At 68.7% G+C, this 14490-nt stretch carries 11 protein-coding genes and 2 pseudogenes; 7 read left to right on the top strand and 6 right to left on the bottom strand.

Annotation, left to right across the window (positions count from 1 at the left end):
- Positions 1-120: 120 nt before the first annotated feature.
- Together BM536_RS43215 and BM536_RS43210 are read right to left on the bottom strand one after the other, a co-directional pair.
- The gene (locus tag BM536_RS43215; protein ID WP_245873793.1) at positions 121-522 is read right to left on the bottom strand and encodes a hypothetical protein; all 402 of its coding nucleotides are present in this window, start codon (positions 520-522) and stop codon (positions 121-123) included.
- Positions 523-581: 59 nt separating this feature from the next.
- Positions 582-806 (bottom strand): hypothetical protein, encoded by a 225-nt coding sequence (locus BM536_RS43210; RefSeq protein ID WP_245873791.1) that lies wholly within the window; start codon positions 804-806, stop codon positions 582-584.
- A 59-nt stretch (positions 807-865) separates the two neighbouring features.
- Here BM536_RS43210 and BM536_RS27050 point away from each other — a divergent pair.
- Positions 866-1539, top strand: a pseudogene (locus tag BM536_RS27050) (hypothetical protein).
- A 42-nt stretch (positions 1540-1581) separates the two neighbouring features.
- On the opposite strand, the gene BM536_RS40860 reads toward BM536_RS27050, so the two are convergent.
- The gene (locus BM536_RS40860; protein WP_158086545.1) at positions 1582-1725 is read right to left on the bottom strand and encodes a hypothetical protein; all 144 of its coding nucleotides are present in this window, start codon (positions 1723-1725) and stop codon (positions 1582-1584) included.
- A gap of 100 nt (positions 1726-1825) precedes the next feature.
- Here BM536_RS40860 and BM536_RS27040 point away from each other — a divergent pair, with 100 nt between their 5' ends.
- Positions 1826-2380: a hypothetical protein gene (locus tag BM536_RS27040; protein ID WP_073499682.1), complete on the top strand. Its 555-nt coding sequence runs from the start codon at positions 1826-1828 to the stop codon at positions 2378-2380.
- A gap of 502 nt (positions 2381-2882) precedes the next feature.
- On the opposite strand, the gene BM536_RS27035 is transcribed toward BM536_RS27040, so the two are convergent.
- From BM536_RS27035 to BM536_RS27025, 3 genes are all read right to left on the bottom strand, one after another.
- Positions 2883-3167: a helix-turn-helix domain-containing protein gene (locus BM536_RS27035; protein WP_245873790.1), complete on the bottom strand. Its 285-nt coding sequence runs from the start codon at positions 3165-3167 to the stop codon at positions 2883-2885.
- Entirely contained in the window at positions 3167-3664 is a 498-nt protein-coding gene (locus BM536_RS27030) for a DUF2975 domain-containing protein (protein WP_073498535.1), read from the bottom strand. Before BM536_RS27030 ends, BM536_RS27035 begins: the two co-directional genes overlap by 1 nt.
- Positions 3665-3802: 138 nt before the next feature.
- Positions 3803-7579, bottom strand: a complete 3777-nt coding sequence (locus tag BM536_RS27025) for a GH92 family glycosyl hydrolase (protein WP_073498533.1) — start codon at positions 7577-7579, stop codon at positions 3803-3805.
- A gap of 907 nt (positions 7580-8486) precedes the next feature.
- On the opposite strand from BM536_RS27025, the gene ngcE reads away from it, so the two are divergent.
- From ngcE to BM536_RS27000, 5 genes and pseudogenes are all read left to right on the top strand, one after another.
- Positions 8487-9950: an N-acetylglucosamine/diacetylchitobiose ABC transporter substrate-binding protein gene (ngcE, locus tag BM536_RS27020; RefSeq protein ID WP_073498531.1), complete on the top strand. Its 1464-nt coding sequence runs from the start codon at positions 8487-8489 to the stop codon at positions 9948-9950.
- Positions 9951-9978: 28 nt separating this feature from the next.
- The gene (locus BM536_RS27015) at positions 9979-10905 is read left to right on the top strand and encodes a carbohydrate ABC transporter permease (protein ID WP_073498541.1); all 927 of its coding nucleotides are present in this window, start codon (positions 9979-9981) and stop codon (positions 10903-10905) included.
- Positions 10906-10907: 2 nt separating this feature from the next.
- Complete coding sequence (locus BM536_RS27010) at positions 10908-11825, top strand: carbohydrate ABC transporter permease (protein ID WP_073498529.1); 918 nt, start codon at positions 10908-10910, stop codon at positions 11823-11825.
- Positions 11826-12040: 215 nt separating this feature from the next.
- On the top strand, positions 12041-13240 hold the full coding sequence (locus BM536_RS27005; protein WP_073498527.1) for an ROK family transcriptional regulator: 1200 nt from the start codon (positions 12041-12043) through the stop codon (positions 13238-13240).
- Positions 13241-13362: 122 nt separating this feature from the next.
- Positions 13363-14490, top strand: a pseudogene (locus BM536_RS27000) (sugar ABC transporter substrate-binding protein); the annotation flags it as partial.

Here is a 14490-nt window from a genome sequence, read left to right as displayed (position 1 = left end):
TTGTCCCGGGTCATCACCCACCCCCAGGGCGGCCACAGGATCCGGGCCTCCGACAAGGGCCGCCGAGAAGAGCCGCCGAGAAGGGTTGCCGGAAGGGCCGTCGACGGCCGTGGCTTGCGGTCAGCCCTCCAGCCAGTCTCCGGGCACGGCCTCGCGGACGGTGTCCAGGGCCGCCCCGGTACGGGCCCTGACGTTGACGAACTCCCCGGCGATCTCGCGCATCAGCACGTCGGGGCCGGTGAACCAGCGCGTCTCACGCCCCACGTCCGGGAGCCGTCGGAAAGCCCGCCCGAGGTCGGTCCCCTCCTCCAGCTCCACGTAGTCCGTCGGCCCCTCGTCCAGCAGCACGAACTCCGACATGACCATCGCGATGCAGGCGACGGAGAGCCGCGCTTCCCAGGGCTCCCACCGTGCGCCGAGGCCGTCGAGCCGCGTCACGGTCGGCGGATCGTCCTGTTCCAGGTCCTTCAGGAGGACGCCCCAGTAGGCGCATCCCTGGTTCTCGACCTGGTACACGAGCACGCCGCCGCCGTCATCGACGTACAGCTCCTTCGGCGGCAGCAGGTTGTCGTGGTTGCGCGTCAGGTCGTCCCGCCGCCCGAACAGGCCGTACGCCTCCCGCAGCGCCGCGGCAACCGCACCCCGAGCCGCCGCTCGGCCGCGTCGATCTCCCCCTCGTCCCAACCGTCCCCCGGTGCCAACGGCCGCTCCCAGCAGGCGGCGAAGTCCCGGACGAACGCCCAGGCCCCCTCCCGTCCGAGCAACGCCCTGGTCATCCCGCCGTACATGTCGAACCCTTCGGTCATGCCCGCACCCTACGAGCTGCCACCGACAGTGCCCGGAGGGCTGTTGATACGGTCCGGCCATGCCCGAAACACGTGCAGCAAGCGGTTCAGCAACGAGTGCCTCCGTCACCGGGGACGACGTGGAGTACGCCGTCCGTCTGGCCGTGACCACCCTGCACGGGGCGGAGGCCTCGCGCTGGGACGCCAGGGCCGGCTCCTTGGAGTGGGACTGCTGGGAGACTATCGAGCACCTTGCCGACGACCTGTTCGCCTACGCCGCCCAACTCGGCCCGCGGCGGCCGCCGTCGGACACCGAGGTGCCGTTCGTGTGGAGCCGGAAGAAGCCGGGTGGTCCGGCGAACGTCATCTTCGCCGACCGTGCGGCCGGCCCGGCCGGACTGTTGCAGGTCCTGGAGGCGTGCGGCGCCCTGCTCACGGCCGTCGTGCGCACCACGCCGCCGACGGTACGGTCCCACCACGTCTTCGGCGTGGCCGACCCGGAGGGCTTCGCCGCGATGGGCGTCGTCGAGACGCTGGTGCACCTGCACGACGTCGCCGAGGGGCTCGGCCTCGACTGGGCGCCCGACGCCGACCTGTGCGACCGGGTGCTGACCAGGCTCTTCCCGGACGCCCCGACCGGCACCCCCCGGTGGCCCACCCTCCTCTGGGCCACGGCCGCGCGGAACTCCCGGGACACCCCCGCCTCACCCACTGGCGCTGGTACGGCGCACCCGCCGGGGAGCGGCAGCGATGACGCGTCCGGAAAACCGACGCCGACCGTCTCCTCGGCAGTGGCTCACACCTGCCCGAGGAACCCGGGATCGGCAGGGCCCGTCCGGCGGGCGAAGTCGGCGGCGACTCCGAGGACCTCGCGCATCGGCACCACCCGCCGGCTCGCGGCCGCGAGATCGGCGTGGGCCTCCTCGGTCGGTGGCGCCATCGGCACTGCCGGGTCGACGGGATCGACCGGGTCGCGAGTGGAAATAGGCTGACGCCGGAGCACAGTCGCTGCGTCCTGCAGAGCGAGACCGGGGGAGACCATGAACCGACCACTGCTGTTTCTCGACGTGGACGGACCCCTCAACCCCTATGCCGCAAAGCCGGAGAGGCGCCCCGAGGGCTACACGACGATCAGGGTGCCCCAAAGCACCGGTGCCGCCGAGGAGCGACGCGGTCTCACGCTCAGCCGGCGTCCCCTACGAGTATGGCTGAACCCGGAGCACGGGAGAGCCCTGCTCCGGCTCGGCTACGAACTCTGTTGGGCGACCACATGGATGGCGGACGCCAACCGGTGGATCGCCCCGGTGCTGGGCCTTCCCGACCTCTCCTTCGTCGACTTCGGTGACGCTCTGTTGCAGGACCGCCCCGATGGGGTCCACTGGAAGACGGGCCCTCTGGTGGAGTACGCGAACGGCCGCCCGTTCGCCTGGGTCGATGACGAACAGGCAGATGTCGACCAGGAATACGTGACCGCCCACCATCGGGCGCCGGCGCTTCTGCACCACGTCAGTCCGCGGCTCGGTCTGCGTGAAACCGATTTCCGAGACCTTGCCGAGTTCACCCGTTCCGTAGGCATTTCACCACCGGCCGGATGAGGCGCGCGTCTTTGCCGGACTCTCGATTCCGCGCAACGACGTCACTTTCGTTTACAAGTCCGCCCTACGGCGCTACCTTCCGCACAGGTGGGGTGGGAGCGCTCCCATATGGTGGACCGGAACCCGCCGGGGTCGCTCCCGCCTCAACCCCTCCCTTCCGTACCGCTTTCGCACCGGTACCCGCTGAACATCCGCACCCGCACCCGCACCCGAACTCGCACCCGCACCCGCGCCGATCCATGCCCGCACGGTCCGTAGATGGAAGGACGGACTCCCTGTGCGAGGCGGTTGATTCGTGGGGTTGAGTCGTCACGCTCGCCTCATGCTGGAAGCGGAGCCACCGGAGCGTTTCCGGAGCCACCGGTCCCGGAGCCCACGGAACCCCGTAACCTCCGGGACGCACCAGACCCTGAACGCACCGGGCCTTGACGGGTCCACCCCGCTTCGGCCTGGTGCGTCGGGTCGGCGTGCGGCGGCCGGGGCCGCCGGCGTCGCGGACGCGTCACGTCACCCGTCCGCGACGGCCCCGGCCGCAGCCCTCGCAGTGGTCTCGGTTCCCCGACCCGGCCCCGCCGTCCTCCGCACCGGCCTCCCAGCGCAGCAGGTCCCCGGGCTGGCACTCCAGCACCTCGCAGAGGGCGGCCAGCGTCGAGAAGCGCACCGCCTTGGCGCGGCCGTTCTTGAGGACCGCCAGGTTGGCGGGTGTGATCCCGACGCGCTCCGCGAGTTCGCCCACGGACATCTTTCGCCTGGCCAGCATCACGTCGATGTCGACGACGATCGGCATCAGATCACCTCGGCGAGTTCGGCCTGCAGCTGTGCCGCCTCGACATCGCGGGCCACGGCCTGGGCGAGCAGCATGCGCAGCACGAGCACGACGAGCGCCACGCCCAGGATCGCCATGACGGCGCCGCCGATCAGCAGGACGACCCCCGGGGCGACGGCCTCGCCCGGAGCCAGCAGGACCCCGAGCGTGAACATCAGAAGGGCGGCCGCCACGAAGGCGCCGATCACGATGTGGACGTACCGGAAAGCGGCGTGGGAGAAGACGGTTCCCCGCCGCACCATCGTCACCAGGCGCCATACGCAGACCAGGACGACCTGTGCTGTCACGATGCCCAGGATGACGGTCACCAGGAACGCGGAGGGCGGGTAGGCGAGGTCGGTGTCGGCCTCGTCCAGGTCCCTGCCCAACAGTGGCACCATCACCGCCTGCAGGAACACCGAACCGGCGAGCAGTGCCACGAGCACGCCACGCAGCGCGAGCACGGTCAGCTTTCCCATGATCTCCCCTTCCATCGACCTGCGATGGAAATCTATCGAGATTCGATAGATCAGGCAAGTGGGTGGCCGTGTCGACCGGGTTCCAGCGGCTGCGGGGGGCCTTTCGGCGCACCCCGCCCCGCCTTCTGCTGCTGCGGATCACGACAGCAACTCGACCTCCGTGACAACGGCCTGCCCGTCGAAGACCAACCGGTAGTGCCGGTACGAGCCCGGCCGTGCGACCGAGAACGCCCGGGTCTGCCGGTCCCAGCGGAACGACTCGGTGGAGCGCCGGTCCAGGTCGGTCCAGGTCACGCCGTCGGACGAGCCCTGAAGGGTCCAGGCCGTCGGTGCTTCGGCCTGTTCGGCCGACGTCAGCGTGTACTGGACCGCCGTCTCGTCGACGCCGACCGGCAGGTCCACGGTCCCCGACACGTCGGTCCCTGTCGCCGACGTGTTGTCGAACAGGGCGCCGTCGCCCGTGAGGACGTCCGTGCGTGGCGTCGGAACCTTGTCGTCCTTGGTGATCGACACGGGCGCCGCGCCCTTCCCGCTGCCCCACGCCGAGGGCTTCGGGCCCATGTCGAATTCGAGGACCGCGCCCTTCGCCAGCAGCGAGTGGGGGAGCGAAGTCGACGTCCAGGCGCGGCCGTTGACCTTGAGGCCCTGCACGTACACGTTGCGGGCGCTGTTCCGCGGCGCCCGGATCACCAGGTCCTCACCGTTCTCCAGGTGGACGGTGGCCTTCTTGAACAGCGGGGAGCCGACCGCGTACTCGCCGCTGCCCATCACCAGCGGGTAGAAGCCGAGCGCGGAGAAGAGGTACCAGGCAGACTGCTCGCCGTTGTCCTCGTCACCGTGATAGCCCTGCCCGATCGCGCTGCCCGTGTACAGCCGTGCCAGCGCCTCCCGTACCCCGGCCTGCGTCTTCCAGGGCTGCCCGGCCGCGTCGTACATGTAGAGGGAGTGATGGGCCACCTGGTTGGAATGCCCGTACATCCCCATCCGTACATCCCGTGCCTCCGTCATCTCGTGGATGACGCCGCCGTAGGAACCCACGAACTCGGGGGAGGCGGTTTCCGGGGTCGCGAAGTAGGTGTCGAGCTTCTGCGCCAGGCCGTCCCGGCCGCCGTAGAGGTTGGCCAGGCCCCGGCTGTCCTGCGGGGCGGTGAAGGCGTAACCCCAGCCGTTGGTCTCGGTGTAGTCGTAGCCCCACACCCGCGGGTCGTACGCCGACGACTCGACCCGCCAGTCGCCCTGGGTGTCCCGTCCCTGGAAGAAGCCGGCTTCCGTGTCGAACAGATGCACATAGCCCTGCGCGCGGTTGAGGAAGTACTCCGACTCCTCCTTGTAACGCTTCTCGCCCGTCTTCCTGAACAGTTCCCGGCCCATCCGGGCGATCCCGTAGTCGTTGAGGTAGCCCTCCAGTGCCCAGGACAGGCCCTCATGGGTGTCCGTGGCCGTGTAGCCGAGGAAGGGCGAGGTGGCCATGCCCTTGCGGCCCACGCCGGACGACGGCGGCACGACCGTCGCGTTCTTCACCGCCGCGTCGTACGCCGACTCCGCGTCGAGCCCGACGCCCTTGACGTAGGCGTCCGCGAAGGCGACGTCCGACGAGGTGCCGGTCATCAGGTCGGCGTAGCCCGGGGAGGACCAGCGTGAGGTCCAGCCGCCGTCCTTGTACTGCTGCACGAACCCGTCCGCCAGCTCCGCCGCCCGGCTGGGCGTCAGAAGCGAGTACGCCGGCCAGGTCGTCCGATAGGTGTCCCAGAACCCGTTGTTGACGTACACCTTGCCCTCAACGATCTTCGCGCCGGTGTGCGTCGAGGTGTCCGGGCCCGGCATCGGGGAGAAGGGCGAGGCGTACTTGTACGTCGAACCGACCTGCTCGAAACCCGAGTTGGGGTACAGGTACAGCCGGTACAGGTTGGAGTACAGCGTGGTGAGCTGGTCCGGCGTGGCGCCCTCGACCTCCACCGTGCCGAGGAGTTCGTCCCACTGCCCCTGGGCGCGCCGCTCGACGGTCTCGAAAGCGGTTCCCTCCGGGATCTCCCGGCGCAGGTTGTCGCGGGCCTGGTCGACGCCGATCAGGGAGGTCGCCAGCCGCAGGGTGACCGAGCGGTCGGCGCCCGCGTCGAACCTCAGATAGCCCTTCACCCCGCTCGACGCCCCGTCCGTCACCGGCGCGTCGAACTCGCCGTACACGAACAGCCGGGTGGCACCGGCGGACAGCCCCGACTTCACGTCCGAGTAGCCGGTGACGACGCCCTTCTCCGTGTCGAGCGTCAGGCCCGCCTGGTCGGTGACATTGTCGAAGACGACGCTCGCGTCGTCCCCGGGATAGGTGAAGCGCAGGGCCGCCGCGTGATCGGTCGGCGCCATCTCCGCCGTCAACCCGTTCTCGAACCGCACCTTGTAGGAGTGCGGCCGGGCCGTCTCGTTCGCGTGCCGGAACGGCAGCGCCCGCGCCACCCGCCCGGTGTCCGGAACGCCGGCCGCGGCGGACGGCATCACCTGGAACGTCTGCCGGTCACCCATCCACGGACTCGGCTCGTGGCTCGCGCTGAACGCCTGGATCGTGGGCAGGTTGTCGGCGTTGTTCCCGCGCGAGTAGTCGTACAGCCAGCCCAGCGTGGACGCGTTGGTCACCGGCGTCCAGAAGTTGAAACCGTGCGGCACGGCGGTCGCCGGAAACGTGTTGCCGCGCGAGAAGCTCCCGCTGGAGTTGGTGCCGCGCGTGGTCACCGCGTAGTCCGACGGATGCGCTTTCGGAGCCTCGGGCGGGGCCGGGCGCAACGCGATGTCGTCCACCCAGCCCCGGAACCGCGCGGGCCCGCCGGGGGAGTCGTAGGCGACGAGTATCCGGTCGACCGTCTTCCCGGCGGCCACCGACCCGATCGCCGCGACCACGTCGTTCCACTGGTTGACGTACAGCGACTTGGCCACGCCCTGGCCGCGCGGCGACAACGCGAAGCCGTACTGGTCGGTCGCCCCGAGCCCGCTCAGATAGGTCCCGTCCGTGAACGCCAGGTCCACCGCCACGTTCGTCGCCGCGTAGTCCAGGTCGCCCTCGGCCATCGAGGGGAAGATCCGGTACGCCAGCCTCGTGCGCGGACCGACCCGCACGTTCACGTCGAAGACCTTGTTGTACGAGTAGCCGCGTCCGTCGGCGGTGTGGCGCCCGGCGTAGCGCAGGGCCCGCAGCCCGGTGAAGCCTGCGCGTGCCTTGGCGGTGGGGGAGCCGCTCGGCCCGCGGTCGACGACGGTCTGCATGTCCGGCGGTACGGGGTCGGAGCCCCCGCCCGTACCGAACCGCACATCGGCGAGCTGAAGGATCCCGGCGCCGTGGTTCCTCGTCACCTCCAGCCGGAAGTGGCGGTAGGAGGCGGGGGCGCCCAGCGTGTACGTCTTCGTCTGCAACCGCTTGTCGAAGGTTTCCCCGGCACGGCTGTCGAGGGTCGTCCAGTCGGCCCCGTCGGCCGAGCCCTTCAGGGTCCAGTCCGCCGGGTCGCGCTGGGCCGCGTCGTTGGCGGAGGTGAGCGCGTACATGGTGACCGCCGCCGGCTCGGGCAGGTCGAACTCCACCCAGCCGGTGGCCTCGAAGGCCAGCCACTTGGTGCCCGCCTCGCCGTCGACGAGGTTCTCCTTCACCTCGCCGCCGGCCGTGTTCTCCGCACTCGCCCGGACGTCCGTGACCCGGTCGGTCACCTCGCCGGGCAGCCCGCCGCCGTAGCCGCCGTCGACCCCCGCCGCCCGTTTCCCGCCGCCCGGCGTCGACTCCACGGTGCTCCGCCAGTCGGGAGCACGCTCGCCGGTCTCGAACGAGGAGGCGAACTCCCGCCCGGTCACCGGCACATGGCCGGACCCCCGGCCCGCCCCCGGGTCCGGCCCTCGGTCCGGCTGGGCGACCGCCGCCCCCGGAGCACTCGCCGCCATGACAAGAGCGGCCGTGCACACGACCGCCCGTCTCCATCGGATCCACCTCGGCCGAGCCACGAAGCGCTGCATCCGCGAGCACCCTCCCTGCGCCGGACAACGTTGTCTTCATCGATGCGCAGGAATCAGTAGGTGGCCAAGTGGCGAGTGATGTCAAGGATGTTGACTGCGCCGTCCGAGACATTCGAACGACCTCGGCCGGTTCGGTGAGCCGTGTCTCGAACGACCTCAGCCGGTCTCGCGAGCCGCCTCCTGACGGGCGTCTGCCGGTTCGGTGAGCCGTGTCTCGAACGACCTGGTCCGGTCCGGCGAGCTGCCTTCCGAAGCGCGTGTGCCGGTTCGGCGAGCTGCCTTCTGAAGGGCGTCCGCCGGTTCGGTGAGCCGTGTTTCGAACGACCTGGTCCGGTCCCGCGAGCCGCCTTCCGAAGGGCCCCGGTCGATCCCGCGACCGGCTCCTCGCGCGAGGCGCGGCCGGACCGGCTCCTCGCACGACCCCGTCCCGCGCCCCGCCCCTCCGAGCGACCTCGGCGCTCCGGCGCCCCCTGTCCCGAAGCGAGCCCCGGTCTTGCGCGCCGCCCTCAGTGGGCCCTGCGAGGGCCCTTCGCGGATCCTCCGAAGCACCTCCCGCGGATCCCCCGCAGCACCCCTCGCGGGTCCGTCATGTGCCTTCCGCGGGCTCGTGTCCGGCGATTTTCCGGCAAGCCGGTCGTGGTGTGCTCATATTTCCGCGAGGTCTCAACTCGGAAAAGACCCATGGCCAACCTTGCATTCGATCTTGTCCGGTGGCGTGAAGTGGACTATACCTGTCGGCGATTCACCCGATCCGCACGAACCTGCTTGACCTGACCGCGGTGCCGGGAAGGATCCGGTTCACCGCCTGAGTCCTGGAGAAGGCGAGGACTTGAGCATGGGATCCACTTCTGCGTCCGATTCGGCCGAGAACCGCGGTGTGAAAGGTGTCGGCCGCCGCGATCTGATCAGGAGATCGGCCGCACTCGGGCTGATCTCCGTCCCCACGGTCGGTTTCCTGTCCGCCTGCGCGAGCAGCGGGGGCGGCGGCGAGGACAAGGCCAAGACCGGCAAGAAGACCGACAAGAACCCGCTCGGCGTGAATGACACTGCCCAGTTGGAATTCGTCCTGTTCGACGGCGGTTTCGGCAAGGAGTACGCCGAGGACGCCGTGAAGATCTACGAGCAGAACTTCCCGAACGTCAAGGTGAAGTTCTCGGCCACCCAGAAGATCCAGTCCACCCTCCAGCCCCGGTTCAACCAGGGCACCCCGCCGGACCTCATCGACAACTCCGGTGCCGAGCAGATGGACATGGGCGTCCTGGTCGGCAAGAGCCAGCTGGCCGACCTCACCCCGCTGCTGGACGCCCCGTCCTACGACGACCCGGCCAAGAAGGTCCGCGACACCCTGCGCCCCGGCATCGTGGAGATGGGCCAGTTCGACGGCGACCCGGTCTGGATCATGTACTACGCGTACACCGTGTACGGCGTCTGGTACTCGCAGAAGGCCCTGGACTCGCTGGACGCCACGTATCCCGAGACCTGGGACGAGATGCTCGCGGTCTGCGCGAAGGCCAAGAAGAAGGGCATGGCGGGCTGGACGTACGCGGGCAAGTACCCGTACTACCTGCCCTTCTCGCTGTACCCGATGATCGGCAAGGTCGGCGGTCGCGAAGTCCTCGACGCCATCGACAACCTGGAGCCGAACGCCTGGAAACACCCGGCGGTCAAGGCCTGTTTCGACGCCTACCACGAGCTGTACGCGAAGGGTTACGTGCTCCGCGGCACCCCCGGCCTGGACCACATCCAGTCGCAGACCGCGTGGGCCAAGGGCAAGGCCCTGTTCATCCCGAACGGCTCCTGGGTGGAGAACGAGTCGGCGAACGTCATCCCCACCGACTTCGGCCTCGCCGTCTCCGCGCCCACCGGTCTCGACAGCTCCGACAAGCTGCCGTTCGGCACCATCTGGGCCTCCGGCGGCGAGCCGTTCGTCGTCCCGGCCAAGGCGGAGAACCCGGCCGGCGGGATGGAGCAGCTGCGCATCATGCTCAGCGAGGCGTCCTCGAAGAACTTCACGTCGAAGGTCAAGTCGCTGACCGCGTACAACGGCGGAACCGACGGCATCACACTCACTCCCGGTCTCAAGTCGGGTGTCGCCGCGCTCGACAAGGCCGGCCAGAACGTGGTGAATCCGCGACTCCAGGACTGGTACGTGCAGTTGCAGAAGGAGAAGATCGGCGTCTCCGGCCTCGGCGAGATGATGGCCGGCCGGCTCACCCCGGCGGAGGCGATCAAGAAGATCCAGGGGTACGCCGACGAGACGGCCAAGGACACCTCGATCAAGCACTACAAGCACCAGTAACCGGCATTATCACGACACCGGAGTGGCGATGCAGCACGGCAAGTACCGGTTCATCGTGGGGTTCCTGGCGCTGCCGCTGGGACTGTACGCGCTCTTCGTGGTGTGGCCGTTCATCCAGTCCATCTACTACTCGTTCACGGACTGGACCGGGCTGAGCCCCGAATTCGAGATGGTCGGCCTGGACAATTACCGGAGGATGCTGGACGACGAGATCTTCTGGAAGTCCTTGCAGCACAGCCTGATGTTCGCGCTCGTTCTGCCGCTGGTGACGATCGGTCTGGCACTCTTCTTCGCCTTCATGATCAATGTCGGCGGTCGGAGGAGGAGGGGCGGCCCGGTCATTTCCGGCGTGCGGGGTTCGTCCTTCTACAAGATCGTGTATTTCTTTCCGCAGGTGCTGTCGATCGCCATCGTGGCGCTGTTGTTCGCCTTCGCGTACAACCCCGACAGCGGCGCCGTCAACTCGTTCCTGCGGGGGATCGGCCTGGACGGCGTGCAGCCGCTGTGGCTGGGCGATCCGGATCTCGCGCTGTGGTGCGTCATGGCGGTGCTCGTCTGGTCCACGGTCGGCTTCTTCGTGGTGCTGTTCTCCGCGGGCATGGCGTCGATCCCGGCGGACCTGTACGAGGCGGCACTGCTGGACGGCGCCGGCCGCGCCACCACGTTCTTCCGCATCACCCTGCCGCTGCTGTGGGACACCGTGCAGTCCGGCTGGGTCTACCTGGGCATCCTCGCGCTCGGCGCGGAGTCGTTCGCCGTCGTCCAGATCATGACGACCGGGCCCGGCGGCCCCGACTACTCGACCACCGTCATGGTCCTCTACGTCTACCAGAAGGCGTTCCGTGACGGTCAGGCCGCCTACGCCACCACCATCGGAGTCGCCCTGCTCGTCGTGACGCTGGCCTTCGCCGCGCTGGTGATGCGGCTGGGCCGGCGCGAGCGGCTGGAGTACTGATCATGAGCATCGAGAAGACCACAGAGCCCCCGGCGCCCGTCGCGGTCACGAAGACGGCCGCTCCGGGGGGCGGCGGACCGCCGAGGCCGCAGAAGGAGGGGCAGGTCCTCAACGCCTTCTCGCACGGCATCCTCGTCGTGTGGGCGGTGATGGTCGTCCTGCCGCTGCTGTGGGCGGTGATGACCTCGTTCAAGGACGACGGCGCCATCTTCGGCTCGCCCTGGTCGCTGCCCGACAAGCTGCACTTCGACAACTGGTCGCGGGCCTGGACCGAGGCCAACATGAGCGACTACTTCCTCAACACCGTGCTGGTGGTGGGAGGGTCGCTCATCGGCACGCTGGCGCTCGGCTCGATGGCGGCGTACGTGCTGGCCCGGTTCGACTTCCCCGGAAACCGTTTCATCTACTACCTGTTCGTCGGCGGCATGAGTTTCCCGATCATGCTCGCGCTGGTCCCGCTGTTCTACGTGGTGAACAACATGGGCCTGCTGAACACGATCCACGGCCTGATCCTGGTCTACATCGCGTACTCGCTGCCGTTCACCGTGTTCTTCCTGACGGCGTTCTTCCGCACCCTGCCCTCGTCGGTGGCGGAGGCGGCGTTCGTCGACGGCGCCTCGCACAGCCGTACGTTCTTCCAGGTGATGCTGCCGATGGCCAAGCCCGGCCTGATCAGCGTGGGGATCTTCAACTTCCTGGGGCAGTGGAACCAGTACATGCTCCCCACCGTTCTCAACACCGACCCCGACAAACGCGTCCTCACCCAGGGACTCGTCCAGCTGGCGGTAAGCCAGGGCTACAAGGGTGACTGGTCGGGTCTTTTCGCGGGCCTCGTCATGGCGATGCTGCCGGTGCTCGCGGCGTACATCGTCTTCCAGCGGCAGGTGGTGCAGGGACTGACCGCGGGGGCGCTGAAGTAACTGCCCTTTTGATCACTTGGACGCCGCCGTAGCGCTCCGAAGCCACTCGTACGCGTGCCGTTCCCGAGTGGGGGAACGGCACCGTTCAGTGTGTGCACGAACGCGATTAGTGTTCAACCTCTTGACGGGAGGCAACCCGAACAGCTCAGCTTAGAGTTCACTAGTTGGACATAGACGGGGCCTCATCGAAGCGGTCCCGTGCGCAGGAGGTCGTCGTGGAGACTCCAGGGTCGCAGTCGTCGCTGCACCGAGCCAACCTGGAGCGAGTCGTACGCGCCGTGCGTCTGGCCGGGTCCCTCACACAGGCGGAGATCGCCCGGTCGACGGGCTTGTCCGCGGCGACCGTATCCAACATCGTGCGCGAGCTGAAGGACGGCGGGACCGTCGAGGTCACGCCCACTTCGGCGGGCGGCCGCAGGGCCCGCAGCGTCAGTCTGAGCGGGGACGCCGGCATCGTCATCGGGGTGGATTTCGGCCATACGCACCTACGGGTCGCCGTAGGAAATCTCGCCCATCAGGTACTGGCCGAGGAGTCCGAGCCACTGGACGTGGACGCCTCCTCGACGCAGGGCTTCGACCGAGCGGAACAGCTGGTCAGCCGCCTGATCGAGGCCACCGGGGTGGACCGCTCGAAGATCGCCGGGGTGGGTCTCGGCGTCCCCGGTCCGATCGACGTGGAGTCCGGCACGCTCGGCTCGTCGGCGATCCTGCCCGGCTGGATCGGCACCAAGCCCGCCGAGGAGCTGCGGGGGCGGCTCGGCGTGACGGTGCACGTGGACAACGACGCCAATCTGGGTGCCCTCGGCGAGATGGTCTGGGGCAGCGGCAGAGGTGTTCGTGATCTTGCTTACATCAAGGTCGCGAGCGGTGTCGGCGCCGGTCTCGTGATCGAGGGGAAGATCTACCGGGGGCCCGGCGGGACTGCGGGAGAAATCGGGCATATTACACTCGATGAGTCCGGCCCCGTCTGCCGCTGCGGAAACCGGGGCTGCCTGGAGACCTTCACGGCCGCGCGCTATGTGCTCCCGCTCCTCCAGTCCAGCCACGGCACGGACCTGACCATGGAGGGAGTGGTGCGGCTGGCCAGGGACGGAGACCCGGGCTGCCGTCGCGTGATCGCCGACGTCGGCCGCCACATCGGCAGTGGAGTCGCCAATCTCTGCAACCTGTTGAACCCGAGCCGGGTGGTCCTGGGCGGTGATCTCGCCGAGGCCGGTGAGCTGGTGCTCGGGCCGATCAGGGAGTCCGTCGGCCGCTATGCGATCCCGAGTGCGGCGCGTCAACTCACCATTCTGCCGGGGGCACTTGGCGGCCGCGCCGAGGTGCTCGGAGCACTCGCTCTCGCGCTCAGCGAGATGGGTGATTCGACCCTTTTGGACGGCACGCTGTCGGCTGCCACGCCTGCCTTCACTTAGAGAACGAATGACGCCGTTGCCATCTCGTTAAGTATTTACTTCTTGACGTCGCACGTGTGGCCGAGTTGACTTCCAGCCACCTCGGCCGCAGCGTTGCGGCCCTGTCAGGGAGGCACAACCCAATGAACGCAACGATGCGTAGAGTCGTGATCGGCGCCACCGCCGTCTCCATGGCCCTGTCGGTTGCCGCGTGCGGCAAGGCCGGCGACGACGACTCGGACAGCAGCAGCTCCGACAGCAAGTCCATCGGCCTGCTGCTCCCCGACAGCGTCACGGCGCGCTACGAGAAGTTCGACAAGCCGCTCTTCGAGGCCAAGGTCAAGGAGCTGTGTTCCGACTGCGACGTGCAGTACGCGAACGCCGCCGCCGACCCGGCCAAGCAGGCCCAGCAGATGAGCAGCATGGTCACCAAGGGCGTCAAGGTGATCGTCGTCTCCGCCCAGGACTCCGCCGCCATCAAGTCCTCCATCAAGTCCGCGGTGGACAAGGGCGTCAAGGTCGTCGCCTACGACCGCCTCGCGCAGGGTCCGGTCTCGGCGTACGTCTCCTTCGACAACGTCAAGGTCGGTGAGCTGCAGGGCCAGGCCCTCCTCGCCGCCCTCGGCTCGAAGGCCACCCCGTCGGCGAACGTCGTCATGATCAACGGTGACGACGCCGACCCGAACGCCGGCCAGTTCAAGGAAGGCGCCCACAAGGCCCTCGACGGCAAGGTCAAGATCGCCTACGAGCAGTCCGGCCTGTGGAAGGACACCGTCGCCGCGCAGAAGATGTCCGCCGCGATCACCCAGCTGGGCGCGAAGAACATCGCGGGCGTCTACGCCGCCAACGACGGCATGGCCGGTGGCATCGCCAACACCCTCAAGGGTGCGAAGATCAGCGGCATCCCGCTGACCGGCCAGGACGCGGAACTGGCGGGCATCCAGCGCATCGTCGCCGGTACCCAGTCCTCCACCGTCTACAAGGCCTTCAAGCCGGAGGCCGACGCCGCCGCCCAGCTCGCGGTCAACCTGCTCGAGGGCAAGGACATCAAGTCCCTCGCCACCCAGACGCTGACCAGCGGCTCCGGCGACAAGGTCCCCTCGCAGCTGCTGACCCCGGTCTCGGTCACCAAGGCCAACATCAAGGACACGGTGATCGCGGACAAGCTGTACACGGTCCAGGAGATCTGCACCGCCCGAGTACGCCGCCGCCTGCAAGGCCGCCGGCCCTCCAGTAGCGGTCCTGCCGCCCCGCGCGCACCCCCGCTCGGG

It is taken from the genome of Streptomyces phaeoluteigriseus, from assembly GCF_001896135.2.
Taxonomy (GTDB): domain Bacteria; phylum Actinomycetota; class Actinomycetes; order Streptomycetales; family Streptomycetaceae; genus Streptomyces; species Streptomyces phaeoluteigriseus.
Note: the sequence above shows the minus strand (reverse complement) of the source record. Positions and strands in the feature narration are given on the sequence as shown.

What these genes read in the sequence shown, in the direction of transcription:
- BM536_RS40860 (WP_158086545.1), bottom strand. Translation starts at nt 1,725, where the DNA reads ATGGCGCCACCGACCGAGGAGGCCCACGCCGATCTCGCGGCCGCGAGC.
- BM536_RS27040 (WP_073499682.1), top strand. Translation starts at nt 1,826, where the DNA reads ATGAACCGACCACTGCTGTTTCTCGACGTGGACGGACCCCTCAACCCC.
- BM536_RS27035 (WP_245873790.1), bottom strand. Translation starts at nt 3,167, where the DNA reads ATGCCGATCGTCGTCGACATCGACGTGATGCTGGCCAGGCGAAAGATG.
- BM536_RS27025 (WP_073498533.1), bottom strand. Translation starts at nt 7,579, where the DNA reads ATGGCGGCGAGTGCTCCGGGGGCGGCGGTCGCCCAGCCGGACCGAGGG.
- BM536_RS27010 (WP_073498529.1), top strand. Translation starts at nt 10,908, where the DNA reads ATGAGCATCGAGAAGACCACAGAGCCCCCGGCGCCCGTCGCGGTCACG.
- ngcE (WP_073498531.1), top strand. Translation starts at nt 8,487, where the DNA reads ATGGGATCCACTTCTGCGTCCGATTCGGCCGAGAACCGCGGTGTGAAA.
- BM536_RS27015 (WP_073498541.1), top strand. Translation starts at nt 9,979, where the DNA reads ATGCAGCACGGCAAGTACCGGTTCATCGTGGGGTTCCTGGCGCTGCCG.
- BM536_RS43210 (WP_245873791.1), bottom strand. Translation starts at nt 806, where the DNA reads ATGACCGAAGGGTTCGACATGTACGGCGGGATGACCAGGGCGTTGCTC.
- BM536_RS27030 (WP_073498535.1), bottom strand. Translation starts at nt 3,664, where the DNA reads ATGGGAAAGCTGACCGTGCTCGCGCTGCGTGGCGTGCTCGTGGCACTG.